General features: G+C 68.5%; 28 protein-coding genes and 2 pseudogenes. 16 read left to right on the top strand and 14 right to left on the bottom strand.

Annotated features, from left to right (window positions below; all coding sequences use genetic code 11):
* Nucleotides 1–224: 224 nt before the first annotated feature.
* A complete protein-coding gene (locus ABGB16_RS01205; protein WP_347666040.1) occupies nucleotides 225–413 on the bottom strand; it encodes a hypothetical protein in 189 nt (62 codons plus the stop codon).
* Nucleotides 414–934: 521 nt separating this feature from the next.
* Between ABGB16_RS01205 and ABGB16_RS01200 the strand changes: the two genes are divergently transcribed.
* Nucleotides 935–1,807 (top strand): hypothetical protein, encoded by an 873-nt coding sequence (locus ABGB16_RS01200; protein ID WP_347666039.1) that lies wholly within the window; start codon nucleotides 935–937, stop codon nucleotides 1,805–1,807.
* 24 nt (nucleotides 1,808–1,831) lie between these two features.
* On the opposite strand, the gene ABGB16_RS01195 is transcribed toward ABGB16_RS01200, so the two are convergent.
* The 3 genes from ABGB16_RS01195 to ABGB16_RS01185 all read right to left on the bottom strand — a co-directional run bounded on the left by ABGB16_RS01195 (nucleotide 1,832) and on the right by ABGB16_RS01185 (nucleotide 7,040).
* Complete coding sequence (locus ABGB16_RS01195; RefSeq protein WP_347666061.1) at nucleotides 1,832–2,644, bottom strand: IS5 family transposase; 813 nt, start codon at nucleotides 2,642–2,644, stop codon at nucleotides 1,832–1,834.
* 643 nt (nucleotides 2,645–3,287) lie between these two features.
* Nucleotides 3,288–4,517 (bottom strand): low temperature requirement protein A, encoded by a 1,230-nt coding sequence (locus ABGB16_RS01190; RefSeq protein WP_347666038.1) that lies wholly within the window; start codon nucleotides 4,515–4,517, stop codon nucleotides 3,288–3,290.
* A gap of 834 nt (nucleotides 4,518–5,351) precedes the next feature.
* Nucleotides 5,352–7,040, bottom strand: a complete 1,689-nt coding sequence (locus tag ABGB16_RS01185) for an SdrD B-like domain-containing protein (protein WP_347666037.1) — start codon at nucleotides 7,038–7,040, stop codon at nucleotides 5,352–5,354.
* A gap of 256 nt (nucleotides 7,041–7,296) precedes the next feature.
* On the opposite strand from ABGB16_RS01185, the gene ABGB16_RS01180 reads away from it, so the two are divergent.
* The 3 genes from ABGB16_RS01180 to ABGB16_RS01170 all read left to right on the top strand — a co-directional run bounded on the left by ABGB16_RS01180 (nucleotide 7,297) and on the right by ABGB16_RS01170 (nucleotide 8,723).
* Nucleotides 7,297–7,821 (top strand): SRPBCC family protein, encoded by a 525-nt coding sequence (locus tag ABGB16_RS01180; RefSeq protein ID WP_347666036.1) that lies wholly within the window; start codon nucleotides 7,297–7,299, stop codon nucleotides 7,819–7,821.
* 118 nt (nucleotides 7,822–7,939) lie between these two features.
* A complete protein-coding gene (locus tag ABGB16_RS01175) occupies nucleotides 7,940–8,308 on the top strand; it encodes a hypothetical protein (protein WP_347666035.1) in 369 nt (122 codons plus the stop codon).
* Nucleotides 8,309–8,435: 127 nt separating this feature from the next.
* Nucleotides 8,436–8,723, top strand: a complete 288-nt coding sequence (locus ABGB16_RS01170; protein WP_347666034.1) for a hypothetical protein — start codon at nucleotides 8,436–8,438, stop codon at nucleotides 8,721–8,723.
* Between the two features lie 273 nt (nucleotides 8,724–8,996).
* Here ABGB16_RS01170 and ABGB16_RS01165 read toward each other — a convergent pair whose 3' ends face one another.
* Nucleotides 8,997–9,779 carry an XRE family transcriptional regulator gene (locus ABGB16_RS01165; protein ID WP_347666033.1) on the bottom strand — a complete coding sequence of 261 codons (783 nt, stop codon included), beginning with the start codon at nucleotides 9,777–9,779 and terminating at the stop codon, nucleotides 8,997–8,999.
* A 159-nt stretch (nucleotides 9,780–9,938) separates the two neighbouring features.
* Between ABGB16_RS01165 and ABGB16_RS01160 the strand changes: the two genes are divergently transcribed.
* The 5 genes and pseudogenes from ABGB16_RS01160 to ABGB16_RS01140 all read left to right on the top strand — a co-directional run bounded on the left by ABGB16_RS01160 (nucleotide 9,939) and on the right by ABGB16_RS01140 (nucleotide 12,668).
* Nucleotides 9,939–10,172, top strand: coding sequence for a hypothetical protein (locus ABGB16_RS01160; protein ID WP_347666032.1), 234 nt, complete (start codon nucleotides 9,939–9,941; stop codon nucleotides 10,170–10,172).
* A 43-nt stretch (nucleotides 10,173–10,215) separates the two neighbouring features.
* A pseudogene (locus tag ABGB16_RS01155) lies at nucleotides 10,216–10,575 on the top strand (hypothetical protein); the annotation flags it as partial.
* Nucleotides 10,572–10,790 carry a hypothetical protein gene (locus ABGB16_RS01150; RefSeq protein WP_347666031.1) on the top strand — a complete coding sequence of 73 codons (219 nt, stop codon included), beginning with the start codon at nucleotides 10,572–10,574 and terminating at the stop codon, nucleotides 10,788–10,790. The pseudogene ABGB16_RS01155 and the gene ABGB16_RS01150, both read left to right, overlap by 4 nt.
* A 608-nt stretch (nucleotides 10,791–11,398) precedes the next feature.
* The gene (locus ABGB16_RS01145) at nucleotides 11,399–11,833 is read left to right on the top strand and encodes a hypothetical protein (RefSeq protein ID WP_347666030.1); all 435 of its coding nucleotides are present in this window, start codon (nucleotides 11,399–11,401) and stop codon (nucleotides 11,831–11,833) included.
* Between the two features lie 376 nt (nucleotides 11,834–12,209).
* Nucleotides 12,210–12,668 carry a hypothetical protein gene (locus ABGB16_RS01140; RefSeq protein ID WP_347666029.1) on the top strand — a complete coding sequence of 153 codons (459 nt, stop codon included), beginning with the start codon at nucleotides 12,210–12,212 and terminating at the stop codon, nucleotides 12,666–12,668.
* Nucleotides 12,669–13,117: 449 nt separating this feature from the next.
* Here the strand turns inward: ABGB16_RS01140 and ABGB16_RS01135 are convergent, their stop codons facing one another.
* Nucleotides 13,118–13,309 (bottom strand): hypothetical protein, encoded by a 192-nt coding sequence (locus tag ABGB16_RS01135; RefSeq protein ID WP_347666028.1) that lies wholly within the window; start codon nucleotides 13,307–13,309, stop codon nucleotides 13,118–13,120.
* Between the two features lie 237 nt (nucleotides 13,310–13,546).
* Here ABGB16_RS01135 and ABGB16_RS01130 point away from each other — a divergent pair, with 237 nt between their 5' ends.
* Together ABGB16_RS01130 and ABGB16_RS01125 are read left to right on the top strand one after the other, a co-directional pair.
* A complete protein-coding gene (locus ABGB16_RS01130) occupies nucleotides 13,547–14,713 on the top strand; it encodes a hypothetical protein (RefSeq protein ID WP_347666027.1) in 1,167 nt (388 codons plus the stop codon).
* Between the two features lie 104 nt (nucleotides 14,714–14,817).
* Nucleotides 14,818–15,297 carry an HD domain-containing protein gene (locus ABGB16_RS01125; RefSeq protein ID WP_347666026.1) on the top strand — a complete coding sequence of 160 codons (480 nt, stop codon included), beginning with the start codon at nucleotides 14,818–14,820 and terminating at the stop codon, nucleotides 15,295–15,297.
* On the opposite strand, the gene ABGB16_RS01120 is transcribed toward ABGB16_RS01125, so the two are convergent.
* Both ABGB16_RS01120 and ABGB16_RS01115 read right to left on the bottom strand, forming a co-directional pair.
* Nucleotides 15,285–15,755: an NUDIX domain-containing protein gene (locus tag ABGB16_RS01120; RefSeq protein ID WP_347666025.1), complete on the bottom strand. Its 471-nt coding sequence runs from the start codon at nucleotides 15,753–15,755 to the stop codon at nucleotides 15,285–15,287. The genes ABGB16_RS01125 and ABGB16_RS01120 overlap by 13 nt on opposite strands.
* Before the next feature lie 26 nt (nucleotides 15,756–15,781).
* Nucleotides 15,782–16,531 carry a helix-turn-helix transcriptional regulator gene (locus ABGB16_RS01115; protein ID WP_347666024.1) on the bottom strand — a complete coding sequence of 250 codons (750 nt, stop codon included), beginning with the start codon at nucleotides 16,529–16,531 and terminating at the stop codon, nucleotides 15,782–15,784.
* 242 nt (nucleotides 16,532–16,773) lie between these two features.
* Between ABGB16_RS01115 and ABGB16_RS01110 the strand changes: the two genes are divergently transcribed.
* The 3 genes and pseudogenes from ABGB16_RS01110 (at nucleotide 16,774) to ABGB16_RS01100 (ending at nucleotide 17,625) form a co-directional block, all read left to right on the top strand.
* Complete coding sequence (locus ABGB16_RS01110) at nucleotides 16,774–17,007, top strand: hypothetical protein (protein WP_347666060.1); 234 nt, start codon at nucleotides 16,774–16,776, stop codon at nucleotides 17,005–17,007.
* 43 nt (nucleotides 17,008–17,050) lie between these two features.
* Nucleotides 17,051–17,410 (top strand): annotated as a pseudogene (locus tag ABGB16_RS01105) (hypothetical protein); the annotation flags it as partial.
* Nucleotides 17,407–17,625 carry a hypothetical protein gene (locus ABGB16_RS01100; RefSeq protein WP_347666023.1) on the top strand — a complete coding sequence of 73 codons (219 nt, stop codon included), beginning with the start codon at nucleotides 17,407–17,409 and terminating at the stop codon, nucleotides 17,623–17,625. The pseudogene ABGB16_RS01105 and the gene ABGB16_RS01100, both read left to right, overlap by 4 nt.
* A gap of 80 nt (nucleotides 17,626–17,705) precedes the next feature.
* On the opposite strand, the gene ABGB16_RS01095 is transcribed toward ABGB16_RS01100, so the two are convergent.
* Nucleotides 17,706–18,227, bottom strand: coding sequence for a GNAT family N-acetyltransferase (locus ABGB16_RS01095; RefSeq protein WP_347666022.1), 522 nt, complete (start codon nucleotides 18,225–18,227; stop codon nucleotides 17,706–17,708).
* A gap of 20 nt (nucleotides 18,228–18,247) precedes the next feature.
* Nucleotides 18,248–20,602 carry a hypothetical protein gene (locus ABGB16_RS01090; protein ID WP_347666021.1) on the bottom strand — a complete coding sequence of 785 codons (2,355 nt, stop codon included), beginning with the start codon at nucleotides 20,600–20,602 and terminating at the stop codon, nucleotides 18,248–18,250.
* Nucleotides 20,603–20,833: 231 nt separating this feature from the next.
* Here ABGB16_RS01090 and ABGB16_RS01085 point away from each other — a divergent pair, with 231 nt between their 5' ends.
* Entirely contained in the window at nucleotides 20,834–22,114 is a 1,281-nt protein-coding gene (locus ABGB16_RS01085; RefSeq protein ID WP_347666020.1) for a multidrug effflux MFS transporter, read from the top strand.
* A gap of 67 nt (nucleotides 22,115–22,181) precedes the next feature.
* Here the strand turns inward: ABGB16_RS01085 and ABGB16_RS01080 are convergent, their stop codons facing one another.
* Both ABGB16_RS01080 and ABGB16_RS01075 read right to left on the bottom strand, forming a co-directional pair.
* Nucleotides 22,182–23,159 (bottom strand): hypothetical protein, encoded by a 978-nt coding sequence (locus tag ABGB16_RS01080; RefSeq protein WP_347666019.1) that lies wholly within the window; start codon nucleotides 23,157–23,159, stop codon nucleotides 22,182–22,184.
* 104 nt (nucleotides 23,160–23,263) lie between these two features.
* Nucleotides 23,264–23,920: a 4'-phosphopantetheinyl transferase superfamily protein gene (locus tag ABGB16_RS01075; RefSeq protein ID WP_347666018.1), complete on the bottom strand. Its 657-nt coding sequence runs from the start codon at nucleotides 23,918–23,920 to the stop codon at nucleotides 23,264–23,266.
* 180 nt (nucleotides 23,921–24,100) lie between these two features.
* Here ABGB16_RS01075 and ABGB16_RS01070 point away from each other — a divergent pair, with 180 nt between their 5' ends.
* Nucleotides 24,101–24,370, top strand: coding sequence for a hypothetical protein (locus tag ABGB16_RS01070; RefSeq protein ID WP_347666017.1), 270 nt, complete (start codon nucleotides 24,101–24,103; stop codon nucleotides 24,368–24,370).
* Between the two features lie 108 nt (nucleotides 24,371–24,478).
* Here the strand turns inward: ABGB16_RS01070 and ABGB16_RS01065 are convergent, their stop codons facing one another.
* Nucleotides 24,479–25,267 carry a peptidase gene (locus ABGB16_RS01065; RefSeq protein ID WP_347666016.1) on the bottom strand — a complete coding sequence of 263 codons (789 nt, stop codon included), beginning with the start codon at nucleotides 25,265–25,267 and terminating at the stop codon, nucleotides 24,479–24,481.
* Nucleotides 25,268–25,269: 2 nt separating this feature from the next.
* Complete coding sequence (locus ABGB16_RS01060; protein ID WP_347666015.1) at nucleotides 25,270–26,604, bottom strand: VWA domain-containing protein; 1,335 nt, start codon at nucleotides 26,602–26,604, stop codon at nucleotides 25,270–25,272.
* Between the last annotated feature and the right edge of the window lie 88 nt (nucleotides 26,605–26,692).

Raw genomic sequence — 26,692 nt, 5'->3', positions numbered from 1 at the left:
GGTTATCAAAACCATCGCCCGCGACGCCTACGGCTTCCGAAACCCCGAAAACCAACGCCTACGCACCCGCACCACCACCACGCGACGCCACCGCGGACACCTCAACCCCGCTTAAGTTCGAAGAGCCACGATCTACGCCAGAGACCGGGCGCGATTCTGTGGGAGAACAGCCGGTACGGCGCAACGTACTTCGTCGACCGGTTGGGCTTGAGCAGCTATGGGCCTCAGGTCAGATACCTGTCGTGCATGTTGGCCAGATCGAAGCGGTCGAAGCGATAACCGGCGCGGAGACCGGGGCGCGCTGGACGGTAGTCGAGCTGTACTGCCACCCCGCGATTCTCCATGATCGCATCCGGTCTCGGGCCACTGGAGACGATGACCAGCGTTTTGCGGCCATCGAACAGACGCCCCACCCACCCGATGCAGACATCAGGATCGGCACGGGGGCGGTGTCGGCGCAGGAAGCGGCGGAGATGATTGCCCAACGTATGCCGGATCAGCCGCAACCTCGGCTGAGCTGACGCCGCTATGGCTGAAGCGTAGCGTGTTCAGACTTTCTTTACTTGGTCAAGGGCTGGCCTGCGGCCCGCCGCCGTGTCGCGCCGGGCCGCGCGTGCGGCCTCCGGCCGGTCACGCCCCGGCGTACGGCGTACCAGAACAAGCTATGGACAATGGCAGCCGGCGCAGCTTCCCAACGCCGAGCGGATGAAGGCTCGTGTACTCCGGGGCTAGAACGGACGGCCGGAGAAAGGCCGGCTGCCGGGGGCGCTTCGCTGTCCGGGCCTGGACGTCGGTGGCCTGCTGAGCTCCCGCCGCCCCTCCTTCCGTAGGCGTCCGGCTGCGGTCAGCCCGAACCTGGCACGCAGTACGCCCTTGGAGTGCTGGCGGCCGGATGTCACGATGTGGTCCTTCGTCGTGACGATCAGGGGCCACCGTGAGCGCGATCCTCGACTTCTTCCGCACGTGGTGGGGCGGAAAGCTGCCCGATGATCATGCCCTGTGGGGCTTCCCGATGTTCTGGGTGGCGCGCGCAGGCAAGGTGCTTCAGATTTTTGCCGGCTTGGTCGTGGTGTTCGACCTGCTTACAGCAGGGTGGTTGACGGATTGGGCGAACCGCGCCTCCGTCCGTGCAGAGCAGCGCGGTATTCTTATTCTCCACCAAGCCCGTATTAAAGTGATCCGCCAGGGTCTTATGCGTGTGGTGATACCGCCGGGTAGATCTGCTAGCGCTATCCATTTTCTGATCCATTCGCCACCAAATTGGGTGCCATCGAATCTTCGGCTTACCCTAACTGCCTACAGGAACTTCCACCAGAATGTCATCGAGCAGGCCAAATGCGAGAATGCATGTAAAGAGCGGCTGCCGGACACAAGGATGTGTGATTGTCAATACGCATACGTCACTCATCGTGTAGAGAAGCTGGCAATGAAACACCTCTCCTCAGGTGAGCGTGCCGTTGTTGCCGATTATAAATCCATCGGTGGTGGCCGTAGATTTATCATCGGTTATTTCGCCACGCTTATCGCGATGGCGTCCTGTGGGGGCATTCTTTCAATTTTGCCGTCGGAGTGGGTGGAGCGGAGTTGGCTAGGCCTTGTCATGGTTCTTCTGGGAATTGGTCTGCCGTTATGGATTTTTGCCGCCAGTCTTAGCTTGAGAGGGCAGCTCAAGTGGTATCGGCTTAACAAGGGTCTGGCTGATTTCTTTATCAGGCAAGCGAAGAAGTCCCCGCCATTCCTCGCGGTGAAGATGGTGGCTTTGGGTGTGTTCCTCATGGGCGCTGTGCTGGACCTGGTTGCGTCTTGACTTAGAGCCTGGTAAATAAGGGTTTCAGGTGTGTTGGTGACGGGCGAGGCGGCGAGCCATGACGATGACCATGGCCCACTGGACCATCGCGGCGTGGTGCTTGGGTAGCCGTTCGTAGTCACGGACGGTACGTCGGCACCGGTTGATCCACGAGAAGGTGCGCTCGACGCACCAGCGGCGGTGTAGGACGACGAAGGTGGTCTGTCCGGCGAGTTTGGCGACGATCCGTACGGTCAGCGCGAGGTGGGTGGTGGCCCAGTCGACGAGCTTGCCGGCGTAGCCGCTGTCGGCCCAGACGAGGCGGATGCCGGGGAAGCAGGCGTGCAACGCCTGAAGGAGGGGGCGGGCGCCGTCACGGTCTTGGACGTTGCCGCCGGTGATCAGGATCGCGAGGAGCAGGCCGCAGGTGTCCACGGCGATGTGCCGTTTACGGCCGTTGACTTTCTTCCCCGCGTCGTAGCCGCGGCTGGCCCGCCCGACGGTCTCCGCGCCGCGTACCGACTGGGAGTCGACCAGCGCGGCCGTCGGCTGCCGGTCGCGGTCCTCGACCTGGGCGCGGACCTGTTCCCGCAGGCTGTTGTGCATGCGGTGCAGCGTTCCGTCGGCGGTCCAGGTCTTGAAGTAGTGGTAGACCAGCTTGTGGTGGGGGAAGTCGGCCGGTAGCGCGTCCCACTGGCAGCCGGTGCGGTCGAGGTAGCGGATCGCGTCCACGATGTCGCGGCGGGGGTAGATGATCGGCCGGCCACGTCCGGTCCCGGCCGGGACGTGTGGGGCCAGGACAGCCCACTCGGCGTCGCTGGTGTCGGACGGGTAGTGCCGTGGCCGGGCGGTGGGCAGGTGAGCATCAAGGGTGGCCGGGGTGGTGGATGCGGCGACACCGGCGACAAGGTGTACAGACAGGGTTGGGCCTTCGGTCGTGCTGGTTTAGTCGCCTTTGCTCGTACCGGAGGCCCTTCCTCATGTCACGCCGCCACGCCGGCGCGATCACCGCAGTCGACCTTTGCCGCGCGCCCAGCGATGCCCTGAAACCCTTATTTACCAGGCTCTTAGCGCCGAGAATGCCGCATGAGGGAGGGCCGGCAAGCCCCAAGCATGGGTGCGGTGTCCGTCGAGGCCGGGCAGGCGACGCCCTGCGCCAACTGCTCCCGCACTCCTGGTCAGATCAAGATCAGCACGGGGGAGGGGGGTGAGGGCCGCTGTGGTCGAGCCGCTCACCCAGGAGCCGACTCCGTAGCCGGTCCGGGTCAGGTCAAGAGCGGCCACGGTGGCGGTGTCCGCCGGGTGCCGGGCCGTAACACGAAAGCCGAGCCCGACCTCAGGCACGGCCAGGGCCCCGTGATGCAGGGACAGCCGGCGAAGCTTGGCGCAGGATCATTCCTGGTCTCGCATGAAGGTTGACGAAACGGCGTCGCGGGACGTTTGACGCCAGGTCGAGATCGAAGGTCCGGCCAGGCAGAAGGAAGGCCCGCAGCCATCGCGGTCAGGGCGGTGTTGGCCGCTCGGGCCAGAGGCTTCCGGTCAGAGCGGCCTCGCGCAGTTCCTTACGCTGTCCGCCGGCGAGGATGACCTCCGTGATGACCAGGCCGATGCAGATGGCCGCCAGCAGGCCGAGCGCTGCCACCGCCGGGAGTTGGTTGGCGATCGGGATGATCCCCGCCAGCAGCGCTGCGGCGATCAGTCGTGGCCAGATGGTCCTTCTGACCAAGCGCGTGATCCGCAGTTGGAAGCCGACGTGGGAGAGCAGGAACAGCGACACCCCACCGTAGAGGGCGTAGAGGCCGAGACCTACCAGCGGCACGGACGCATGATGCAGTTCGTTGTGTTGGATGATCGCTGCCACCTTCCCCAGGCCAAAGGCGAGCAGCATGATGCCGGCGACCATCGGCAGATGTAGATAGGTGTAGGCGTCACGGGCAGCGGCAAGCCGGCGCTGGACAGGTTTGAGGATCAGCGTGCGTTCGGCAGCGATGGCTACGACGTCGAAGTATGTCCAGCCCAGTGCGGCTGCGATGACGACGGCGAAGGCGGTGGCCGCGACGAGCGGCCCACTCATCGGCACGCGGCTGCTGGTAAGGCCAACCGCTATGAGCGACTCGCCGAAGGCGACGAGCACGATGAGGCCATGCCGCTCCGCCCAGTGCCGGACCGAGACGACGTGCCACCCCCACGACTGCATCAGCAGGCTGCTGCCATAGTCGATGGCGATGGCGAGCGTCCAGAGACCGGTTTGGCTGCCCTTGACCATCCCCGCGTCGTGAAACAGTCGCTGCGGCACGACGGCGGCGGCGAACAAAAGGATCGAGGCGATGAACACTGGTACGGCGATCAGCAGGGCGATGCGTGGCCGAGTGCCGGGAACGGCGTGCCAGCGCAGCGCCAGATGCACCAGCCGGATGGCCACGAAGCACGCGACGAACACCAGCGGCCCCGAGATGGCCGCACCCGGGAGATCGGTGAACGCCTGCCGAGCGACCACCGCCATCACGAAGGTGATCATCGCCGCGACCAGCATCGCGATCCGGACCAGCCCGGCCCGGGCCTGGAGGTTGTTTCCCAACCAGGTGTAGACGGACCATGTCCACCACAGCAGGGTCAGCACAAGCATCGCGTTCAGCATGCCGTGGCCGGTGAAGTCGTCGCTCATCAAGGCGGTGACCTGGATGAACGCGAAGACGAACGCCAGGTCGAAGAAGACTTCCACGGTGGACACGCCGGTGCCCTCGCGTAGCCAGCGCGTACCGAGCGGTGGCCGCGCCGAACTGCGATCAGGTACTCCGTCCCCACCCGCCACCCGATACAGCTTGGCAGGCGGTCAGACTGGCGGCGGCCGAATCGGCATACAGGCTGTTCTCAGGTGTGCTCCAGTCGCGCGTGCGGTCCGGTAGGCACTCTCGGTTCCCGCCTCAATCGGGGAGGATTGTTGACCTAGGCTGCGTATGGTGGGGATCTTCGATCCGGTAGCCGAGTCTGCGGCGCTGCGCGACCGTGACGGGTGCTGGACGTTCATTCGAAGGTTCGCCGCTAGCCTGGCGTGAGCCTCTGGCGCCGGACGACGGGGAGAGCCCCGCTACCATCGCCACTGCCGAACAACGGTTGGTCGTCCCGCTGCCGGCTGCGGTGCATGAGGCCTACGCGCTGTTCGCCGGCGGGACGACCTGACCCGGAACGAAGATCGGATGCGTCGGCTGGACGAGCTGAGCTTCTGGGATCCCCACGACCCGCACATGCTCGTCTTCCGGGTGGAGCAGCAGGGCTGCGCGCACTGGGGCATTCGTACGGAGGATCTGCACCTGGACGATCCGCCTGTGATGCTGCGGTCGGACAGGTGGGATGGGCTCATCGAGCAGTACGCCCCGTTGGATCTACCGCCGGTACCGGTGGATGTCGACGAGCCGGCAGCCAAAGGTGCACTGGTACGGAGGCCCGGACGTCCTCGCGTGGTGGGAGACGGGCTTTTCGATCGTCGGACTTCTGCCGGACTGCTCAGGTCACGTACGGGGAAGGCCCGGGCCCGAACGGACCCGGGCCTTCCCCCGGCACAGCGTCAGGACTGCGGCAGGATGCCGACGTCCACCTGGGTCTCGGCGCCGTCGCGCACCTCGACCAGGGCGCTGAGCCCGTACGGGTAGTAGCCGCCGACGTAGCTGACGATGTCCGAGTCGGTGGCGTCGTCGCCCAGGTCAGGCGTGGTGAACTGGGTGGTGCTGCCGTCCCGCAGGAGGACCTTGACGGTGTACCGGCCCGGCTTCAGCCGTCCGCCCCAGTAGGTCCCGGTGACCGTATTGGTGTAGATGCCCGTCCAGTCCCACGGCAGCGAGCCCGTCTCCGGTACGACGGTCAGGCCGACGATCTTGTCGAAGGCCATCGGCTCTCCGGCGTCGCGCTGGCCGTCCCGGTCGAGGTCGAGCCAGACGTGGCCGGTTACAGCGCCCTCGGGAATGTAGGTGACGGTGTCCGAGGCGGTGTTGTTCTCCGTCGACGACTCCGGCGTGCCGGCGGACGCGGTCGCGGTGAAGGTCAGCGGGCCGGCCGGGGTGCCGGGCTGCGCCCGCAGTCGCGCCCGCACGTTGAGCCCCGGGGTGCCGATGTCCCAGTGGTCACGGGTGCACTCGACGAACCGGTCGGTCGTCTCCTCCAGCCGGCAGGCCCAGGCGGGGTCGCCAGCGTCGACGGAGAGGAAGTCGACGGTCGGCGGGAGCGGGAGCCGGACCACGACGTCCTCCGACGGGCTGCCGCCCGCGGTCCCCACGTACGCCGACACCTCGAACTCCTGGTTCGCCCGCAACTCGTCGGTGGCGACCACGTCGAGCCCGGAGACGTACAGGTCGCCCGGAGGTGGCACGGCGTACGTGAACGTGGTCGTGTCGCTGTTGTTGGCCAGCGACCGCTCGGTCGCCGGGGTCGACACCAAGCCGGTCACCGTCCGGGTGTCGCCCGCCGTGCCCGCCGGAAAGTACGGGTAGAGGTTGAAGTAAGCCATTTCGCCCGGCCGGATCTCCTGGTCGTTCTCGCAGATCCAGGTGGAGGTGGAGAAGTCGCACTCCCACGACGGATCGCTCTGGGTCCAGGAGCCGGCGAAGGCGTCCGGCGGCATCTGGAAGGTGAAGCGGGCACCGGGGGCGGTGGCGGTGCCCTCGTTGACCGCCCGGGCCTGCACGGCACCCCGCGAGCCGTTGCCGCCCAGGGTGGAGATCTCGCCGTTCGAATCGACGAAAGAGAAGGCGAGGTCAGGCTTCACCACGTACTCGATCGTGGCTGTGCCGGTGTTGTTGGTGGTGGACGACTCGTGGCTCTGGGTGGCGGCGGTGGCGGAGGCCGTGACCTGCTGGCCGTCCGTGCCGGAGGGCAGAGTCGCCCAGACGTCGAGCTCGGTGCCGTCGCCCGCGGCGAGGTCGCCCCACTTGCACTTGGTGGCAGCGGCGTCGCAGGTCCAGCCGTTGGGTCCTTCACCGCCCCAGCCGAGGGTGGCGCCGGCCGGCAACTGCAGTTTCACGGTGACGTCGTTGGCCTCGGCGCCCCCCGCGTTGCGTACCGAGACGTTGAGGCGGACGCGGCCCCCGTCCGGCCCGACCTCGCCGGGATCGGTGAGCAGGCCCAGGACGACGTCGGCGGGGCTGGACGCGGCGACCGCCGCGCCCGGGAGGGCGGTGAGCATCGACGCGACGACGGCAGTCGCGACTGACCCGGCCCGCAGCGCGCGGCGGATCTTCGGGCGGAACACGTGGTTGATCATGGATTCCTTGTCTGGTCGGGAACGGGACGAGGGCCGGGACACGCGCTGGAGGCGGTCGCCGGGCCGGACCGGAATCTTGGTCCGGTCGATATGTTAGGCGTCCCCCCTGACGGAAAGGGTTACGTTCAGGACCGGGCGGGAGGATCCCCGGCTGAGCCCGCCACGCCCGCAAGAACCTGATTCACTTGCTTCCCGACCTGCGCAGCAACAGGGGACGAAGCGGCTCCAGGTGACCCGACTCAACTACTGTGGCTGGGTGCCGCGCATCGAGCTGACGACGGAAGTGCAGGCGGCCCTGGAAGCCGTCTTCGATGCCTGCCTCGACGTCGGTATGCACACCGAGTCCATGGGTACGAGCGCCGAGCGGGCGGTCGGCGGCGTGACGACCGGCCGGTTGAAGGCCGGAGACACCGTGACGTGGGAGGCACGGCACTTCGGCCTCTCCTGGGCGATGACCGTTCGCATCACGGACTACCGGCGGCCGCACGCCTTCACGGACGAGCAGATCCGCGGCCCGTTCGGTCGATGGCACCACGAGCACAGCTTCATGCCCGACCCCGCGGATCCGTCGACCACGGTCATGCGTGACGTAATCGACTTCACGGCCCCCATGGGGCCGGTCGGCGGGCTCGTGGCCAGTCTCATCCTGCGGCCGTACCTGCAACGACTCATCGCACGCCGCAATGCCTACCTCGCCGCCACCCTGGCAAAGCCTCCCCGCCACGACGAGGCGCGCCCGGAGCCGACCGGTGAAGGCGGGGCGCAGATGGGGCACAGGTAAATCTGGTGCCGATGTCGTCAGCCATTTTTGCCCCTCCATCTCACCGCCGGATGAGACCAGGACGTCAAGTGGCCGTGATGGTTGCTGTTGCGCCTGGAACTTGTGCCAGGCTTCTCCCATGCCGCACGCCCGGTTCTTCTTCGATGCGGGGTCTGGGGGTGTCCTGTGGCCGGCCAGGCCAGAGGACCAGGATGCCTGGGGGTATCCGGTGCGCCTGGAGGCGCTGCCGATCAGCGCGGCTCTTCGGGATGAGCTGACCCAGTTGGTCGAGCGGTACGACGCATCACTGAACTGGGACTATCCACCTGACCCTGGACCTTGGCGCGAGCCGGAATGCCGGGCCTTCAATGCGGCCGTCCGGCGAACGCTGGCCCAGCTTCGCACCGAACTCGGTCACGGGTGGGTGATCGCGGACGACTTCGAAGAGATGCAGGAGGATCCGGACCTCGATCGGTACCTCGCCGACCCGGTCAGTTTCCGGCGATGACTCGCGCTGGCGCAGCAGCAAGGAAACGGCGGAGTGTAAGCATCGACGGGCGCCCGTAGGGTCGGTCGCGTGAGCACGGATGAAGAGCGAGACAGCCTCGCAGAGCAGCTCGTGGTGTTACCTACCGGTGCGTGAACTCGTCGATGTCATGCGCCGTGTCCTGCCGCACTACACCGAGGACCACGACGGCATTCGGACGACGTTGGTCCTGGCTGAAGCGACGCGCTTCGAGGACGAGCCAGGTCTTGAGGTGGAGCTGGTCGCCTGGCCTGACCGCGACTACTACGACGGCGGGCTTGGAATTGACCAGGGCTTGTGGGAACAGGGCCACTGCACGGAGTGCGATACCGGGGTGGTTTCGAACGCGAAACGCGCGTACTGCCCGTACTGCGGCTCCAGGTGCGGCCTGACCTGACTGGTGAGGCTGGCACTCCCGCTCTTCTGCACGCCGACGAGCAGCACATCCGCCGGTCACCATGAATCGCCCAGGCTGGACTTCCTGCGTTCCTTCCCCTGCGTGAACTCTTCTCCGCCTGCTCGATCTTCGCCTTGCGTTCGACGAGGCATCCGCCCTGTGCGCCAGTCGCACCCACCCCAGCTCCGCCTGGTGCCGCTGCTCGGCCACCTCCGAGCTGGCAGCCATCGAGTTGATCACGTTTCGGAAGTCTGGCAACAGTCGTCAGCCGTCTCAGGGGTGACTCTGCGTCTGGGGCGGATCCACCCGATCAGGCGGGATGTTGTACCGGTCGAGCGTCGCCTTGGATGTCGAGGCGTCCTGGAAGATCAGCTCCCACGGGCCGGTGTTGACGTCCATGTCCTTACCGAACCCCACCCACTTGCCCGCCATCCGCCGGCCCGTCGGCTCCGCCAGCAGTTGGATCGCGCCATGGTACCGGGCGCCCCGGTAGTAGCCGCCCGGGTCGGTCTGCTCCACCCAGGTGCCGGTGACGACACTGCCGTCAACCGTGAGGTCCAGCGACAGCGACGACGCGGCCGAACCGGGCAGGCTGCGCGCGGTCAGGCGGTCGCCGTGCTGGAGTACGACCACGAAGTGCTGCCCGGCGAACGACTCGCCCCGGCCGCTGGAGTAGTACTGGTATCGGCTGAGCCATACACCGGCGTAGGACCCGTGAAGCGCCGCCGGGCGGTGCGCGGGCGTGGGTGTGGCCAGGCTTGACATCGGCGACGTCAGGTCGTGGCCGCCCTGGTGGTCGTCGGCGACGTGACCGCCGGGCACGGACGCGAACCCGAGCAGGTCGATGGGCAGGCCGGTGACGACCTCCAGGGCGCGGACGTAGACGGGCCGGGGGGCGGCGATCGCCCCCGACTCCCACCGCTGGACGAGCCGCTTGTTGGCGTCGTTGGGCTCTCCGACACGGTGGCCTGCGGCTTGGAGGGCGCGGGCGAAGTCGTCCTGGCTCATACGCATCCCGGTGCGGACGGCCCGGAGGGCGACGTTGGGGGCGTTCATGCCCCTCACGTTAGTCATGTGTCGCCTAAATGTCGCCCCATATGTGGCCGGTTTGCCGCGTGCTACGTCGTCGCGGCCGGCGACATGTCGGCGTCATGGTGGGTGGGCAGGTGCGACGACGGGACGCGGTCTCCGTCGGTCCAGAGGGAGGCAACCCTGATGCTGTCCATCCGAGCACTCATCCGGCGACTGACCGGCCGACCCGACCCGGTCCCGCCCGGCACCGGCCAGCGTCACCAGGCCGCCGAGCAGGCAGCCGCGCAGCGCCGCCTCCTCGACCAGGCCCAGCGGCTACGGGACACCCGCTGGTACTCCGAGCCGACGCAGGTGATCCCGGACGTGCCGATGACTCTGGGCCAGCTCACCTGCTACGGCACGATGGTCGTGCGGTGAGCGGAGTCGTGGCCGGCTCTTATGGCACGTCTAACCCAGGCAGACAGCGCGTCTCGTACGACGAGTACCTGCTTACGGTCGCCCTGACCCTCGCCGGGCGGCACCGGCCGGTGTGGTGCTGGCGGAAGTGGAGGCGGATCTGCCGGTGCGGTGCCGACCTGCCCTGCCGTGTCCGGCACCGGATACCGGTCAACCGTGGCCACTGGCCGGACGGGGAGACCAGGTGAACGACGACCAGGAGCGGGCGATCCTCGCCGTACACCTGCGTGGGCTCGACGGCATGTGCGTCGGCTGCCGGGCGTGGTGGGGACGACTGGTGCCGTACCCGTGCTGGCAGGTGGACTGGGCGACCAGCCGGCAGGCCCAGGCGATCATGGCGCGCTACCTGGGGGTTGAGGCGTGACCACCCACGGCCCGGTCCTGCCGGTCTGGAGCTGCGGCGGCTGCGGCGCGCCCTGGCCCTGCCGAACCCGCCGCCAGGAGTTGCAAGCGGAGTTCGCCGACGCGCGGATGTCCCTGGCGCACTACATGGGAGCGCAATTCGCCCGCGCCGCCGAGGACCTAGCCCGGGCACCCGCCGGCAGCCTGCACCGCCGCTTCCTGGGTTGGCTGCGCTGAGGTTCTGACGCCAGCAGTACAGCAGCGAAGTACAGCAACCGCGCCAGCCGAACCGAGCCGAGCATCAGTAGTACTCATCACCTCGGGTGCTGATCCGACCGACGTGCAGAACGCGCTACGGCACTCCAGCCTGCGGATCACCCTCGAGACCTATGTCCATTGGTGGCCCAAGAAAGACCGCCGCCGCAACATCGTCAGCAGCGCACTCCGCGACGCGAGCGCCAAGCGCAGCGCTCCCCGAAGAACCAAGATCCGCGGTGAGTTGTACCGGATGTGTACCCGCTGATCTTGTGAGCAGCGTTGCCGCTGCTCAACGGTGTTACTGGTGGAGCTGAGGGGATTTGAACCCCTTAACCCACCGCAGCGAGCGAATGTCATCAATCGGGCCGATCGGCGCTCCGACCAGGGGCGCACCTGCCGACACTTGCCAACGTCTGCCGCTGCTAGTTGCTCTCAGTTGTCGTGGATCTGTACCAAAGGATCTTGGAGGCTCGCCGCTCGCCTCAGTCCTGGTCTCCAGTCGGGCACGGCAGGCGGCGGACGTTGCGCGTGACCGGCTGCAGCCGTAGCATCGCTCAGTTGAGTTGCCGTCCGGCCAGAGAGGGCATATGCGAGCACTGGAGGACTTGCAGGCGGCAGTCCGGGATGCTGGGTCCAAGCGATACCTAACCGAAGCCGTGCGCGCATATCAAGCGGGAGCATTTCGTCCCGCAATCGTCGCGACCTGGGTAGCCGTTGCACTCGACCTCGTAAACAAGATCCGCGAGATTGCAGGAACTGGCGAAGGCGAGGCGCGCGACTTCGTCGAAGGACTAGACCGGGCGATTACCAGCGGTAATGTTGAGCACGTCGCAAAGGTGGAACGTGACCTTCTACACCTGTGTCGCGACAAGTTCGAGCTTCTCAGTGACCGTGAGGTCGATGAGCTAGAGCGACTTCGCAAGGACCGGCACGTATGCGCTCATCCCGCCTTCGTTAGGCCGGATGAGGTCTTCGAGCCAACCCCAGAGCTCGTCCGGGTCCACCTCGGCACCGCCGCGTAGACGCAGTTTTATCGAAAGGTCCGACTCCCGGCAAGAAGGCCATCGAGAGGTTCCGTCAGGAAGTCGATAGCACGGCATTCCCGAACAACCTTGACGATCTATGCGATTACCTGCGTGAGCGATATTTTGAACGAGGCAAGGGTGGCCTCCGCAGGGGCCTCGCTGAACTAATCGTCAAAGCAGCAATTAGCCCGCCTGATGGGAACTTGAAGCGCGGCGATCGGTGCGCACTCGCAGCGCACGCTTTGGAGCGCATTGAACCTGATCTGCTAACCCACGCGCTCGACAGAGTGGTCAAGATCAAGGAGGAAGGTCTCGGGCTTACGCCCATTGAGCTCATCCGATTTGCAGGCGCTCTAGGTGATTTGGAGTTGGCTTGGCGAGCATTGCTGCAGTCCTCGCATCCCGAGTTAAGGCAGCCGTCGAAGGCGCGGAACTAAGATCTCTTTTGGATCATGGACTCTTTACTCGGCGCTTACCGGCAGACATTGCAAACATTGTTAACGAGCGACGCGAGAGGCTAAACGTCGGCAACCTCCTAGACGTAGCGTCACTCAATCCCGGGCTAAGCTTTACCCAAGCAGCCATCAAGGTATTTTCGGAATCGAAGAATTTCAGGATCGCCGAGGATAATATGGATCGCCTGATCCTGCCGATTGCGCGAGAGATGAGCGTTGCGGACGTCAAGTCGGTCATAGCATCATTCATCTCCAACAATCAGATTCACTTTGCCTCAGGGATGCCTGACCTGATGTTGAAGTTTTTCAACCTAACGCTAGGGCGCTTTACCGAATGCTCGACCGAATGGTGGGGGCTTCGCGAGGCGGTGCAGTAATTCGATAAGGCGGGAGGGTACTACTCTTATCCCCAACTCCAGGAAGCGATCATTTCCGAACCGCCCTTCTAGACAAGACGATTCGCCTCGTCTCGCGCTACCGCCATCCCGTCGGCCTTCGTCCCCACCCACTCGGCTTTGCCCGGACGGAGGTTGTCGGATGGCGCCACCATCCCGGAGTGCCCGAGGACCCGCCGGAGGCACTGCCCTTGTCCAGACAACACCGAAGCCCCGGATCTGCCACTACCCATGGCGGCCCGGGGCTTCGTCGTATGTCGCGCCGCCGGCGGGCTAACACCGACGCGCTGGCCGAAGGCCAGAGGCGCGGCGGCGGGCCATCGACCCGGCCCAGGTTCGGCGGCGCGAGCGGCCTGCGAAGCGGGCCGCCTTGATCCCGGACGCGCGAATCTTGGAAAATCTCCCGGTCACCTGATTTGACAACTCTTCTCTCACCAGTCGAAGCGCTTTCTGCGCTTGGGAACTTCCTCTGCAAGGTTGTCAATTCTGGATTTTGTCTCGTCTTGGCGGTCGCTGATATTGCGCTGCTCCGCTTGGACATCGTTCAAGCGCCGCTCGATATCCCTACCAATGAGGAGCAATGAGGCAAAGAGCACCAAGGCGGTGCCAGCGTTGACGAGCACTCCCGACCACCAAGCGTCGTGCCGCAGCAACCAGGAGAGCCCAAGGCGCCGCGCCGCCAACAGCGAGACCCCATCCCAATAGCCAGTGAATGCGCGCTAACCATGTCCGGATGGCCAATTGAACGCTCCTCAACCCCAGCCACAGGTACCCGAGGGCACCCTAGTGGACCATAGCTAGGCGAACATCAGCCGGAGACCTTTGCTCACCGGCCGCAGGCTGCCGTAGAGTTGGCGTCCATGTTCGACGGTCCTGACTATGAACTTGCGTGGCCCAAAGAGCTCTTTGTCGACGAGGCGCAGAGCCTAATCCTGATCGGCCACGAATCAACTGTAAGCCGGGTAGAACTTCTTCTTGAGGAAGCCTTCGTTAGCTCAGTCCCAAAGGAGGAATACCTGGCCCTTCCGAAACACGCATCAAGGGCTTCCTTTGATGATCCGTGGGCATCCTCGCCCACAGCAGCGACCAAACCGGAGACGCCGCACGTTCCGCAACTCGATCAGTCGACTTACCTTGACCGTCTGATCGAAAATGCTCATGGACTTAAAGAAGCCACGAGCCCACAACCGTACTGGAATGAGCGCAAGGGTAGTTCCTCACCCGCCCCTAGTGCAGTTAACGCCGAAGCCGCAAGGCGCAGGGTTGTCAGCCTGCTGGGCGAACTTGAAAACGCCGGATATCTCGAACGGGCCTTTCCGAGGATTTGCGTTGATGATCCGTACGGCGAAGAAGTGGACCGATCAGCTAAGCTCGAAGAGTTTACGGGAATACCTGAGCTTTGGCCAATGAAGCCAACAGCGTGGGATGATGACACGTTCTTTACTGTGATTGAGGTCTTCCATGATTTAGTGGCCCGACCTCGTGACCGTTCATGGCATAACTGGAATCAGTGCGGGTGGCACTACAGCGCTTTTTCGGTGAAGCCGGCACGAGCCCTCTACACCACAAAAGTCAATCGGGTTTTGGAAAGCGCGAACATTCCGCTCAGACTGGCCACCAGTGGAGAGAACGCGGGTCGGCTTGTGCATCTGATTGAGGACGACCGGCGAGTTCTTCTTGCTCGCGCCCTAGGTTCACCGAACCAGAGATCGCGAGATCATATCGAACATGCTACCGCCCTTTTCCGTCGCCGCACTGCGACGGCTCAAGACAAGAGGTCTGCGGTCATAACATTAGCTCATGTGCTTGAGGACCGCCGAAAACTACTCAAGAAAGAGCTACTTAGTCGAGACGAGGGAGCGCTATTTCAAATAGCAAACGAATTCGCAATTCGCCACGAAAGTGAGCGTCAAAAGGGCGATTATGACGCAGCCTTTCTTGACTGGATTTTCTGGTGGTATCTCGCGACGATCGAGTTAACTGATCGCCTTGTTGCCCGGACGCAGCAAACGGATAGCTCGACTTAATGACCACCTCCAGTTATCCTCGACATGTGGATGGAACTGTCGCGCAAGCGCGTCGCCTGGCTGATCGCTGCCTATCGGCACCTCTGCCTAGAAGATGGCGGCATGTGCAATCGGTCGCGAACAAAGCCGAGCGAGTGGGCCGCGTTGTGGCTCCTCACGAACTAGATCTGTTGACTGCCGCCGCATGGCTTCATGACATCGGTTACTCGCCGGCCATCGTTGATACCGGTTTCCACTCGCTGGATGGGGCTCGATGGCTTCTGCGGATGGGCTTTAGCAGTCGCCTCGCAAGCCTCGTCGCCCATCACTCCTGCGCTTCCTACGAGGCGGACGAACGCGGTTTGGGCGATGCCTTGGCGGCAGAGTTCCCACGCGAGGAGTCGATAACCTCGGACGCTCTATGGTTCGCCGATATGACGACGGGCCCGGACGGGCAGGACCTCACCCCGGAGGAAAGGCTGGCCGAGGTCCGGGAACGGTACGGGCCTGATGATTTGGTCACCCGGTTTTGGCGCAAAGCCGAGCCAGCGCTGATGCAAGCCGTACTGCGCACGCGGTCCCGGCTCGCAGGTCACCCGATGTAGGGATCCGTCAGCCCTTCGAAGCCGTGGTCGATCCGGAGTCGCGTCGAAGGGTGGACGGTGAGGTGGTTCAGCTCGTCCTGCGGTACCCAACGCACAGCCGACGACTCGTCGCTGGTCGTAGGCTTGCCGCCGATGTATCGGCCTCGGAAGCATATCGAGAACTGCTGTCGCACCTCGCCGTCGCTGTACTCCACGACATGGTTCGGGTTGGTGTAGATCCCGACGACGCCGGTCACCTCGATCTCGACGCCGGTCTCTTCACGCGTCTCCCGCACGGCCGTTTCGGCGATGTACTCGCCGAAGTCCTGGGCGCCGCCAGGCAGCGCCCACAGTCCGTTGTCGGTGCGCTGGATGAGGAGCACCCGTCCCTGCTCGTCCTGGACGAAGACAGTCACTGCTACGACGATGCTGTTCGGCTTCGGCGCGTTCGGGTTGTTGAAGTGCTCGATCCGGGCCATGTTCCTACCCTCTCAGTGCCGGCGGCTCAGTGCTCCGGCCAGACGGCCCGCTTCACACCGAGCACCCGGTTGAAGCTGGCAACGTAGCTGTCAAACAGCTCTCCACCGCCCAGCCGGCGTAGGTGCATCACCGGAGCGTAGGCGGCCGGCGTGCCATAGAGGTGGGTGTTGATCAGCATCTCGTCATCGAAGCGGTAGATGGAGTTGTAGAGGATCGTGTCGTGGTAGTAGATCCCGACGTTCTCCAGGCCCCGCAGGTCCTTGTAGAAGGCCAGCGCGTTCAGGATCTTGCTCGACATGGCCGGGCCGATGCCCTCGGCGTCTCCGCGCTGGGCGATGTGCTCGCCCTCCGGGTCACCGAATAGCAACTCCACCTGAGCCCCGGCCAGTGCCTTCTCGCGCAGCGTCGGGACCCATCGGTGGTTGAACTCGGGCAGGAACAACCCGCCGTAGACCAGGACGCCGACCTGTCGGGTGGCCTTCTCCAGCAACTGCTGCCAGAGGTCGGTCGGGACGGCCCCGCGGCGCGGGTAGATGTGGACGACCTCGGACTGGCTGACCTGCACGGCCCGCTGCGTCGGCAGAGCGTCCGGCCAGAGGTACGACTCGCTCTCGTCCAGCAGCTCGGCAATGGAGTGGCGGTAACGCGGGTACGGGTTCCGACTCTGGGTGACCCACCGCTCGACGGTCTTGGGATCGACACCGAGCTTGTCCGCGAGAGCGGCCGGCGTCAGGCCCTTCTTGAGCATCCCGTTGCGTAGGCGGTCGTTCGGCATCGCGACTCCTGCTCGCTGGGGCGGTCGGGGGACGACTTGCGGGGACGACTAACCCTACCAAGGACGTCCCTAGCCGTCCATAACTGGCGGTGAACTCGTCACCACCGATGGGCGCACCCTGATTGCGCAAGAGCCGCCGTCCAAATGACGCACTTGGCCCACCGATACGGGCTCAGCTCACGAGATGAAGAAGTCAGTCATGGGACGTCTGCTGCTGGACACCTTGCAGGGAGGCAACCGTGATGCTGTCCATCCGAGCACTCGTCCGGAGACTGATCGGCCGGCCCGACCCGGTCCCGCCCGGTACCGGCCAGCGTCACCAGGCCGCCGAGCAGGCAGCCGCCCAGCGCCGCCTACTCGACCAGGCCCAACGGCTGCGGGACAGCCACTGGCACTGCGAGCCGACGCAGATCGTGCCGACCGTTCGGATGACCCTGGGCCAGCTCACCTGCTACGGGACGAGACCCGAGCGGTGAGCCGAGTCGAGGACGTCCGTCATGGCACGTCGAACCCGGGCAGACAGCGCGTCTCGTACGACGAGTACGTCCTGGCAGCCGCCCTCACCCTTGCCCGACGACACCGCCCGGTGTGGTGCTGGCGGAAGTGGCGGCGTATCTGCCGCTGCGGCGCCGACCTGCCCTGCCGTGCCCGGCACCGGATCCCGATCAACCGTGGCCACTGGCCGGACGGGGAGGCGAAGTGAACGACGACCAGGAGCAGGCGATCCTCGCCGTACACCTGCGCGGGCTCGACGGGATGTGTACGGGCTGCCGGGCGTGGTGGGGACGTCTCAACCCGTACCCGTGTTGGCAGGTGGAGTGGGCGACCAGCCGGCAGGCCCGGACGATCATGGCGCGCTACCTGGGGGTCCGGGCGTGACCGTCCACGGGCCGGTCCTGCCGATCTGGAGCTGCGGCGGCTGCGGCGCTCCCTGGCCCTGTCGCACCCGACGGCAGGAGTTGCGGGCGGAGTTCGCGGACGCGCCGATGTCGCTGGCGCTCTACATGGGGGCGCAGTTCGCCCGGGCCGCCGAGGACCTGACCTGGGCGCCCGCCGGCACCCTGCACCGACGCTTCCTGGGCTGGCTGCGGTGAGCATCCTGCGGCGCGGCGACGAGAAGTTCCACTACAGCGACGGCTCGCACCGGTGGATCCGATCTGGCGCGCTGACGGCGTCAGGTCGTCAGCAGTAGCCACGTATCCGGAGGAATCTCGGGCTTGCCGGGTACGGCACGCCGTTCCTCCCGGTGGCCTGTCGGGCAGACCTCGGCGGCGAGCCGACGCCAGAAGCGGGCGGCACCAGGATTTTCCTCCTGGAAGGCCACCTCCCACTGCCCAGTGTGTCTGGCGAAGAGTTGCCGGGCGGCATGACTTCCGACGCCCGAGCGGCGCGCGGCCCGTACGACGAAGAATTCGGAGATGTGCAGCGGCCCGGCCCGCAAGCCGGACACGAATGCGAAGCCCACCGGGCTTGCGCCCTGGCAGAAGATGTAGCCGCAGGTGTCGGGGTCGTCGAGGTACGCCGGCAGGGGGCCCGCGGTGAAAAGGCCCATGTCGTTCGGCAGCATGCCGCGAAATTCCGACAGGTCGTGCCGGTACAGCTGCCACAGCCGCTCGACGAGGGGCAGGTCATCGGGCAGGATCGACCGAAGAGTGACAGGGCTCAGCACGCCGCCATTCTGCCGGATCGACAGCAAGGCCGAGCTTCGGCGTTTCGTCAGGGCAGCGGAGGCCTGGCGAGGCGGTCCTGGAGCCGGGCGTGCCGGAACTGGTAGACCGATCCCACGACGCGCAGCACGCCACGCTGGTGGGCGTCCTCCAGGAACCGCATCCCCCGGATCGGCCCCTCTCCCCGGATCGACAGTTGCAGGAAAGCCAGGGTCGTACGCCAGGTGCAGGAGACGGTCAGGGCGGCGGCGATGGTCGTAGCCACCCCGACGGCCACGCCGGTGACCAGCCCGACCACGGCAGCGACCGGGAGCGGGTCGTGCCGGGCCATGGCCATGGCATCGGTGATGCCGGCGGCGACGCCCACCGAGACCCCGAAGACGGCGCCGACGACGAGACTCCGCCGCCGGTCCTGCCGCCAGGCGCTGATCGGCTGTAGCGGGGCGGCGACGTGCTGCGAGGCGGCCGAGATGCCGTCGATGAGCCCGAAGGCGAGGACGAACGTCACGCCGATGACCAGACCGGTGACGAGTCCACCCCGCATCCCGTACGCGAGCCCGGCCGAGACCCCGGTGGCGAGCCCGACCGGCACTCCGGTGGCGAGGCCCGCGGGCAGACCCTGGGTGAGCCCGGCCCGGAGGATGCCGGCGGGGCCGGACTGCGGTGGCAGGGCCGAGTCGGTGCGCTGGAGCGCAGCATGCGACGCGAGGCTCGTGGCGGTCCCGGCGGCGAAGGCGGCGGCCAGGGCGACCCCGAGCCCGGCGGCGCCCAGGGCGGGCCCGACGGTCAACGCGGTGGCGTTGCCGACGGAGAGCCCGGAGACCAGGCCCAGCCCCGGGTTGGAGCGGAACCGGGTGCCGCCGGCGAACCCACCCGCCGGCGATACCCGGCGCTCCGACGCCAGCCCGATCGCCAGGCCGAGCAGGAGCCCCACCACGGCGGCCGGCCCGACGTCCACGGTGTCGCGTTCCCCGAACTCCTCGGTGAGCGCGGCGATGACGGCCGCGGTCGCGCCGGCGACGAGCCCACCGAGAAGCATGGTGCTGATCACGCGTACGCGTGCCGGCACCCGATGGTGCACGCGCCACCAGGCGAATTCTCCGTCGTGCCGGCTCATCGCGGTGGCGAGGGCGGTGAGCCAGCGACTGGCGTGCGGCAGGTCGTAGGGGCCGGAGGGCTGTCCCGGGCGGCGGCGGTAGGCGACGGGCAGAACCATGTCCAGGAGATGGTCCTCGACCTCGGTCGGCGTGGCGAACCGGTCCGGCGCGAGCAACTCCTCCAGGTCGGCCGGGTCCGGAAAGGTGTCCCGGACCAGGGTCACCGTCAGCGGCGAGTTCAGTGCCCGCGCCAACGGGCTGTCCGGCGCACTCCGGAGCAGCTGGACGAACCGTCGCCACGGCGCCGGCAGTTCGGCGACCTGCCATCGGGCGAGGTAGTCGGCGGCGACCACGGCCGGAACCGGGCGTAGTTCGAGGGCGGCGGCGCCGTGCAGACGCGCCCCACGCACCGCCTGCGCGTACTCCTCGCTCCTGGTGAACAGCATCAGCCGGCAGTCGGCCTGGTCGTCGAGGGCTTCCAGCGCGAGCGCCTGTGACTCGGCGGCAAGCTCGTCGAATCCGTCGAGGAACAGCGCGATGCGGCGGTCCCGGACCAGCCGGGCGGCGACGTCCGGCCCGTACTTCGGGGCCCGCAGGAACCGGTAGTCGGCCGCGAGCCGCTCGGCGATCCAGCTGTGCAGCGACTGTCGGCCCGGCTCCCAGCTCTTCGCGTTGAGCAGCACCGGGACCGGCACCGCGGGGCGTACCTCGTCGTCGAGTGCCTCGCGGTGGGCGAGGGCTTCGAGCACGGTCAGGATGGCCGCCGCCGACTTGCCGGCTCCGGGGGCGCCGAGGACAACCGTCCGACCGGAACCCAGGCCGGCGTAGACGGCGAAGAGTTCCGCCAGCCCGCCGGCCGAAACGGTGGCGGCGGACGCCGACGCGGCACCCGGCAACGGCTCGAAGCGACCGTGCGTCAGGCCGTCCGCGCCGCCGACCGTGTCCTCCACCCGGCCGCTCACCGGCCGGTCGGACCAGGCCCAGCGGACGGGGATCGGACGGCGCAACCGGCGATCGACCACCGCCTGCTCCCACTCCCGCCGTACCGCCAGCGCCAGGTCGTCCGCGGCCGACGTCAGCGTCGCCGCCGGGTCCAGCCCCTCCCAGCGTCGACGCCGCCACAGCGCCACCGCGATCGCGCTGATCAGCGGGGTGAGGATCGCCGAGGCGACCGAGACGACGACGCCGACGGTCTGCTGGTTGCCGCCGCTGAGCACCAGGGCGAGCGTCGCCGCCCCGGCCAGCGCCAGAACGAAGAGGACGAGCCCGACCAGAGGCCACGGTCGCAGGCGTTCGGTGCCCAGCATGGCACGAAGTGTGACAGCCGCGCGCGAGGGGCCACCACGCGGCCGATCGGCGCCGCCACGGCCGTCCCCCGCCGGCCCGGGAGCGACGCGGACACACGTGTCGGACAGCGCTGTGAGCTGCGGCACCTCTTCGCCGGTGGGGAATCAGCGGGCCTGATCGGGGTTGGAGCCAGGTGTGACTGCTGAACACCTCCGCGCCCGGCTACCCCACGACCGGACGGAGACGTCCCGATGACCGTCACCCAGGATCTCGAAACGCCCCCGGCCCCGTCGACGCCGGGTGACCTGATGAGCCGCCGGCAGCGCCTACGGCTCGTCCTCGTGCTCGGCTCGCTGATCGCGGTGGGTCCGCTGACCATCGACATGTACCTGCCCGCGCTTCCCACGATCGTCACCGACTTCCGGACCACGTCGGCTGCGGTCCAGTTGACCCTCACCGGCACGCTGGCGGGACTCGCCGTCGGCCAGCTGCTGATCGGCCCGCTGTCCGACGCCGTCGGGCGGCGGGTGCCGCTGATCGCCGGCATCGCGCTGCACGTCGTGGCGTCGGTGCTCTGCATCCTCGCGCCGAACGTCGCCGTCCTCGGTGGGCTGCGGGTGGTGCAGGGGCTCGGCGTGGCGGCCGCCTCGGTCGTCGCGATGGCCGTCGTCCGCGACCTGTTCGACGGCGCGGCCTTCGCCAAGCTGCTCTCCCGGCTGCTGCTCGTCATGGGCGCGGCGCCGATCCTCGCCCCCACCCTCGGCGGCGGGCTGCTGCGCTGGACGGACTGGCGGGGGGTGTTCGTCGCCCTGGCCGCGTTCGGCATGCTGCTCGTCGTGGTCGCCGCGTTCGGCCTTCCCGAGACGCTGCCGCCGGACCGCCGCCGGCGCGGCGGCGTGGTCGCCACCGCGACGGTGTACGGCTCGCTGCTGCGCGACCGGACGTTCGTGGGCCTGGTCCTGGTGGCCGGGCTGGCGATGGCGGCGCTGTTCGCGTACGTGGCGGGGTCGTCGTTCGTCCTGCAGGAGCAGTACGGGCTGGACGAACAGGAGTTCGGGCTGGCGTTCGGCGCGGGCGCGGTCGGGCTGATCACCGCGACGCAGTTCAACGTACGGCTGCTGCGCCGGCACTCGCCGCAGCGCATCCTCGTGGCCGCCCTCGCCGTGGGGACCGCGGCCGGGTTGGCGCTGCTCGCCTTCGCCGCGACCGGGTTCGGCGGGCTGCCGGGCCTGCTGGTGGCGCTGTGGGTGGTGCTCGCGGCGGCGGGCCTAGCGCTGCCGAACGCGCCGGCCCTGGCGCTGTCCCGGCACGGCGAGGCGGCTGGTACGGCCTCCGCCCTGCTCGGCGCGGTGCAGTTCGGCGTCGGCGCGCTCGCCGCGCCGCTGGTGGGCGTGCTGGGCACCGGCGCGGTGGCCATGTCCCTGGTGGTCGCCGGCGGGATGGTGGCCTCGACCGTGGTCCTGCTCGTCGTCGTGCGACCGGCCCGGCTCGCCGACCTCGACGCGGACCCGGTGGCCGTGGCGGTGCACTGACGGGCCGGTAGGACGCCGCGGGGCCGGCCGGCGTGCCCGGTCGGCCCCGCGTACCCGCTTCTTGCCCCTACGGCTTCCAGGAGCCGGCGGTCTCCAGCTTGTGCCGGTACTCCAGCACGCCGTCCTTGTCGGCCACGTCGAACGTCACCACGCCCGTGCGCTTGCTGCCCTCCCGCAGGTTGACCCCGGAGTCGAGCAGGTCGCCGCAGCCGGCGAGGGCGCCCGCGATCCCGTTCGCGGTGGTGCCGTCCGCGGCCACCCACTGGAAGTAGAACGGGTTGATCGACATGTTGCCCTTCGTCACCGTGGCGGTGACCTCGGCGGTGAGGTAGAGCCCCTTGTCCGGCTCGGGCGAGTACGACTTGCAGCCCTTGGTCGTGGTGCGGAACCGCGTCACCGTGATCTCCAGGGTGCCGTCGTCGTCGGTGATGACGAGCGTGTCGCCCGCGTCCATGTTGAACGTCTCACCGGTGGCCGGGGAGGACGACGAGGACTTCGGGGTGGGCCGGCCGCTGGGCGCGGTGGTCACGCTGGGCAGGGTGATGTCCCGCTTGGCCTCCTCCGCCGCGTCGCTGGCCCCCTTGACCAGCGCCACGACGCCGCCGATGCAGCAGAGCAGTGCGAGCACGGCCGCGACGACGGCGATGATGATGATCGGCTTCTTGTTGCTCTTCGGCGGCTGCGCCGGGCCCGGCGGGAAGCCCGGGCCCGCGGGGGCGGCGCCCGGCGGGTACGGCGCGCCCGAGGTGGGCGGGTACGGCGTACCCGACACCGGCGGGTACGACGGGTCCGGGGCGGGCGGCGGGTACGCGGACTCCGGCGCCGGCGGCGGGAAGCCGCCCCCCTGCTGCGGCGGATACGGCGACCCGGAGACCGGCGGCTGCGGCGGGTACGGCGATCCGGAGACCGGCGGCTGCGGCACGGTCGGCGGAGGCGGCGGGTAGCCGCCCTGCTCGGCCGGGTACTGCGGCATCGGTGCCGTGGGCGGCTCATGGTTCGGCTGGTAGGGGTCCTGCGGCCCGTAAGGGGGCTGGGGGTGGCTCACCGTACTCCTCGGCACCTCATGGCGATCTGAAACGCGCTGCTCATGGCGATCTCGAACGCACTGACGTTAGCCGCCTGCGGCAAGTCGCGCGGCACCGCACCGTCTCAGCGGGGTAACAGGACGGCGGCGGTGCGGACCAGGTCGGCGTCCACCGCGAAGCGGCCGGTGACCGTCGCGGGCGGGTTTTGCACCGGGGCGGCGGCCAGCCGGGCGGGGGCGATCCGCGCGGTGAACAGGCCGGAGTCGGGGTCGAGCGTGACCCGGGCGTCGTGGAAGTCGAGCCAGGTGCCGACGACCGGGTGCCAGACCTTGTAGATGGTCTCCTTCGCGCTGAACAGCACCACCGGCCAGGGGACGGCGTCCGGCAGCCGCGCGACGTCGTCCCACTCGTCGGGCAGGCCGATCAGCCGGCGTACCCCGGCGTTGAGCTCCCGGTGCCGCTCGGCGTCCATGCCGACGGAGCGGACCTCGTCGGCGCGGGCGACCGCCGCGGCGCAGTAGCCGCGGGTGTGGGTGATGGTGCCGACCAGCCCGGCCGGCCAGACGGGCGCGCGGTCCGGCGCGGAGGGCACGGCCACCTCCGGCACGCCGAGCCGGGCGAGCGCCCGGCGGGCGCAGACCCGCCCGGCGGTGAAGTCCCGGCGGCGGCTCTCCACGGCCCGCTCGCCGAGGCAGGCCCGCTCGGCGGGCAGCAGCTCGCCCGCCCAGTCGTCGCCGTCGGCCACGGCCACCTCGACCTCGGGCGGCAGCAGGTCACGCATCGCCGCCCCCGGTCAGCACCTGCGCGATCGTGAACTCCCGGATGCCCATCCGTGCGAACGTACCGCACGGGGTGACGCCGGAGGGCTGCCGGACGCCGTACCTGGTGTACCTGGCGGGTCACCCGTCCAGGGGCGACGGGCGGGCCGCCCGGGACCTGTCGACGCGAGAGGACGTACTCGATGATCGCTCAGCCGACGCCGCACGACCCGCCACCGGGCGACCACCGCCCGGCGTCGCCCGCCTGGCTCTGCGCGACCTGCGGCGCGGAATGGCCGTGCGCGCCCCGCCGCGACCTCCTGATCGCCGAGTACGGGCCCGACCGGAGCGGGCTCAGCGTCTACCTGGGCGCGTGCCTGGCCGCGGCGAGCGAGGACCTGCCCGACGTGCCCGGGACGGCGCTGCGGGACCGGTTCGTCGGCTGGCTGCCCCGGGGCCGGCGCGCACACTGAATCCCGGCCCGCATCTTGGCGGCCGACCGCCTCCGGCCCGGTGGCCGCCCCCGAAGCCATGGGGGCGGCCACCGGTGCGGGGCGGTGCCCGGCCCGGTCCCGCGCCGCTCAGCGGCGGCGCGGGCGGCGGGTCAGGGCGAAGCCCACCACACCGGCCACGGCGGCGAGCACCCCGCCGACGGTGGTCCAGATCCACCGCGAGGACAGCTCGGGCAGCCAGCCGTCGAGGCCGGCGCCGTCCTGCTCCTCGTCGGCCGGCGCCGCCGCCGGTTCCCCGGTCAGCACCGTGCCGGCCTTCGTGTTCGGCACCAGCGGCGCCTTCAGTTCGCCGTCGTCGCCGGGGGCCTGGCCGTCGCCGACGTCGGAGACCAGCAGGTCCACGTCGATCGGCAGGCCGAGGTCGGGTTCCGGCAGGTCGACCACGGAGAGCCGGAGATAGTACGTGCCGGGCAGCGGATCGCCCGACCACGGCTCCGCCCACGAACGTACCTGGCGCAGGGTGCAGCCGAGCGGGACGCTGGTCGCCGACGCCGCCGCCGTCGGGGTCTGCGCCCCCGCCGTGCAGGCCTGCCGCCGGCGCAGGCCGTCGAAGACGTCGACGGTCCAGGTGGAGGCGCCGGTACGACCCTTGGGGAAGGCGACCGTGGCGGTGATCTCGTGGATCTGCCCGGCGGTCGCCGGGAACGACCAGTAGAGGTAGTCGCCCGTCGAGGCGCCGACGTGGACCGGCTGGCCGGCGGTGATCGGGGTGGCGGTCAGGAACGAGGTGCCGGCCTTGGTGACCGTGGCGGCACCGGGGGAGGGGGTGGGCGCGGCGGTCGCGGCGAGCGCGGGGGCCGCCGGCTGCGCCAGGGCGGCGGCGAGGGCCACCCCGGCCCGGATCATGCGGGTACGCATCCTCAGTTCTCCCTCCAGGTGGCGACCCACCAGCGGGTGAGCAGCCCGGCGACGAGGCCGGTGACCAGGCCGGCCAGGACCAGCAGGAGCAGCAGGACCCAGCCCCGGCCGAGGTCCGGGCCGGCGGGGGCCGGCGACGAGGCGACCACGTCGACGGTCAGCTCGATCGGCATGCCCGGCGTGACCTGGGTGCCGGGGCGCGGTGCGAACGCGTTGCTGACCACCAGGCAGACGATGGTCGGCGCGGCGTCGGCGGCGCCGGCCGCCGGGCTCGGGGTCTCGCGGTCGTCGTCCCCGCTGTCGTCGTCCTCGTCGTCCCGGTCGGCGGCGGCGGACCAGCGCAGGCCCGCCGAGACGACGTCGGTCCGGCCGCTGCCGGCGTCCACGCCCCGGACCAGTTCCCGCCCGTCGGGCGCGGTGGCCCGCAGCAGCACGCCGTGGTCGGGGTTGACCGGGCGGTCCAGCGCGATGCTCACCGAGGCGCGCAGCTCCTGTCCGGGGCGTACCGGGACCCGGTACCAGCGGTGCTCGGAGAACTGCTCCCGGTCGGTGTAGACGCCGGGGGCGAGCAGCGGCGCGTCGGGGCAGCGGGCGGTGCCGCCCACCACGGTCGGGGCGGCCGTGTAGGTGTCCCGCGCCCGGTCCACCAGCTGCTTGATCCGGTCGGTCAGCTCGTCCGCGCTCTGCGCGGACGTGTACGTCCCGCCGGTGGCGTTGGCGATGCAGACCAGCTGCCGGCGCACCTTCTCGTCCGGCGCGAGGCCGAGGGTGTCCACCACCAGCTTGGTGCCCTGCGCGGCCAGTTCCCGGGCCACCTCGCACGGGTCCGGTGGGGCGCAGGTGTCCTCGCCGTCGGTGATCAGCACGATCCGGCGGGCGGTGGCGCCGGTGCCGAGGTCCCGGGCGGCCGAGCGGAGCGCCAGCCCGACGGGTGTGAAGCCGGTGGGCCGGAGGGTGGCCACCGCCGCCTTGGCCTGGGTGCGGTCGACCTGGCCGACCGGCACGATCTGCTGGGTGTCCTGGCAGCCGACCGTCTTGTCCTTGCCCCGGTAGGTGGCGCCGAGCACCCGGATGCCGAGCTGCGTCTCCTCGGGCAGCGCGTCCACCACCTCGTTGAACGCCTGCTGGGCAACGGAGATCCGGCTGCGCCCGTCGATGTCCCGGGCCCGCATCGAGCCGCTGACGTCGAGCACCAGCTCGACCCGGGGCGGCTCGGCGGGAGGCTCGTTCTCCGCCCGTGCCGGCGCGGGTCCGCCCAACAGCACCGCCGGGCCGAGCAGGACGGTCGCCGCCAGCAGTCCACGGAGGACCGTTGTCGATCGTCTCTTGTTGATCACCGGGCGAAGTGTAGTGAGATCCACTTTGGAGGCTCGCCCGGGTCCGGCGGCGCTGTCCCGCCGTTTCGACGGCCCGGCCGTGCCCGCT

This window comes from Micromonospora sp. B11E3 (assembly GCF_039871625.1).
Taxonomy (GTDB): domain Bacteria; phylum Actinomycetota; class Actinomycetes; order Mycobacteriales; family Micromonosporaceae; genus Micromonospora.
Note: the sequence above shows the minus strand (reverse complement) of the source record. Positions and strands in the feature narration are given on the sequence as shown.

Excerpts from the sequence above, each read along its gene's own strand:
- ABGB16_RS01185 (WP_347666037.1), bottom strand. The coding sequence starts at position 7,040 with ATGATCAACCACGTGTTCCGCCCGAAGATCCGCCGCGCGCTGCGGGCC.
- ABGB16_RS01175 (WP_347666035.1), top strand. The coding sequence starts at position 7,940 with ATGCCGCACGCCCGGTTCTTCTTCGATGCGGGGTCTGGGGGTGTCCTG.
- ABGB16_RS01165 (WP_347666033.1), bottom strand. The coding sequence starts at position 9,779 with ATGAACGCCCCCAACGTCGCCCTCCGGGCCGTCCGCACCGGGATGCGT.
- ABGB16_RS01160 (WP_347666032.1), top strand. The coding sequence starts at position 9,939 with ATGCTGTCCATCCGAGCACTCATCCGGCGACTGACCGGCCGACCCGAC.
- ABGB16_RS01145 (WP_347666030.1), top strand. The coding sequence starts at position 11,399 with ATGCGAGCACTGGAGGACTTGCAGGCGGCAGTCCGGGATGCTGGGTCC.
- ABGB16_RS01130 (WP_347666027.1), top strand. The coding sequence starts at position 13,547 with ATGTTCGACGGTCCTGACTATGAACTTGCGTGGCCCAAAGAGCTCTTT.
- ABGB16_RS01120 (WP_347666025.1), bottom strand. The coding sequence starts at position 15,755 with ATGGCCCGGATCGAGCACTTCAACAACCCGAACGCGCCGAAGCCGAAC.
- ABGB16_RS01115 (WP_347666024.1), bottom strand. The coding sequence starts at position 16,531 with ATGCCGAACGACCGCCTACGCAACGGGATGCTCAAGAAGGGCCTGACG.
- ABGB16_RS01110 (WP_347666060.1), top strand. The coding sequence starts at position 16,774 with ATGCTGTCCATCCGAGCACTCGTCCGGAGACTGATCGGCCGGCCCGAC.
- ABGB16_RS01090 (WP_347666021.1), bottom strand. The coding sequence starts at position 20,602 with ATGCTGGGCACCGAACGCCTGCGACCGTGGCCTCTGGTCGGGCTCGTC.
- ABGB16_RS01085 (WP_347666020.1), top strand. The coding sequence starts at position 20,834 with ATGACCGTCACCCAGGATCTCGAAACGCCCCCGGCCCCGTCGACGCCG.
- ABGB16_RS01075 (WP_347666018.1), bottom strand. The coding sequence starts at position 23,920 with ATGCGTGACCTGCTGCCGCCCGAGGTCGAGGTGGCCGTGGCCGACGGC.
- ABGB16_RS01070 (WP_347666017.1), top strand. The coding sequence starts at position 24,101 with ATGATCGCTCAGCCGACGCCGCACGACCCGCCACCGGGCGACCACCGC.
- ABGB16_RS01065 (WP_347666016.1), bottom strand. The coding sequence starts at position 25,267 with ATGCGTACCCGCATGATCCGGGCCGGGGTGGCCCTCGCCGCCGCCCTG.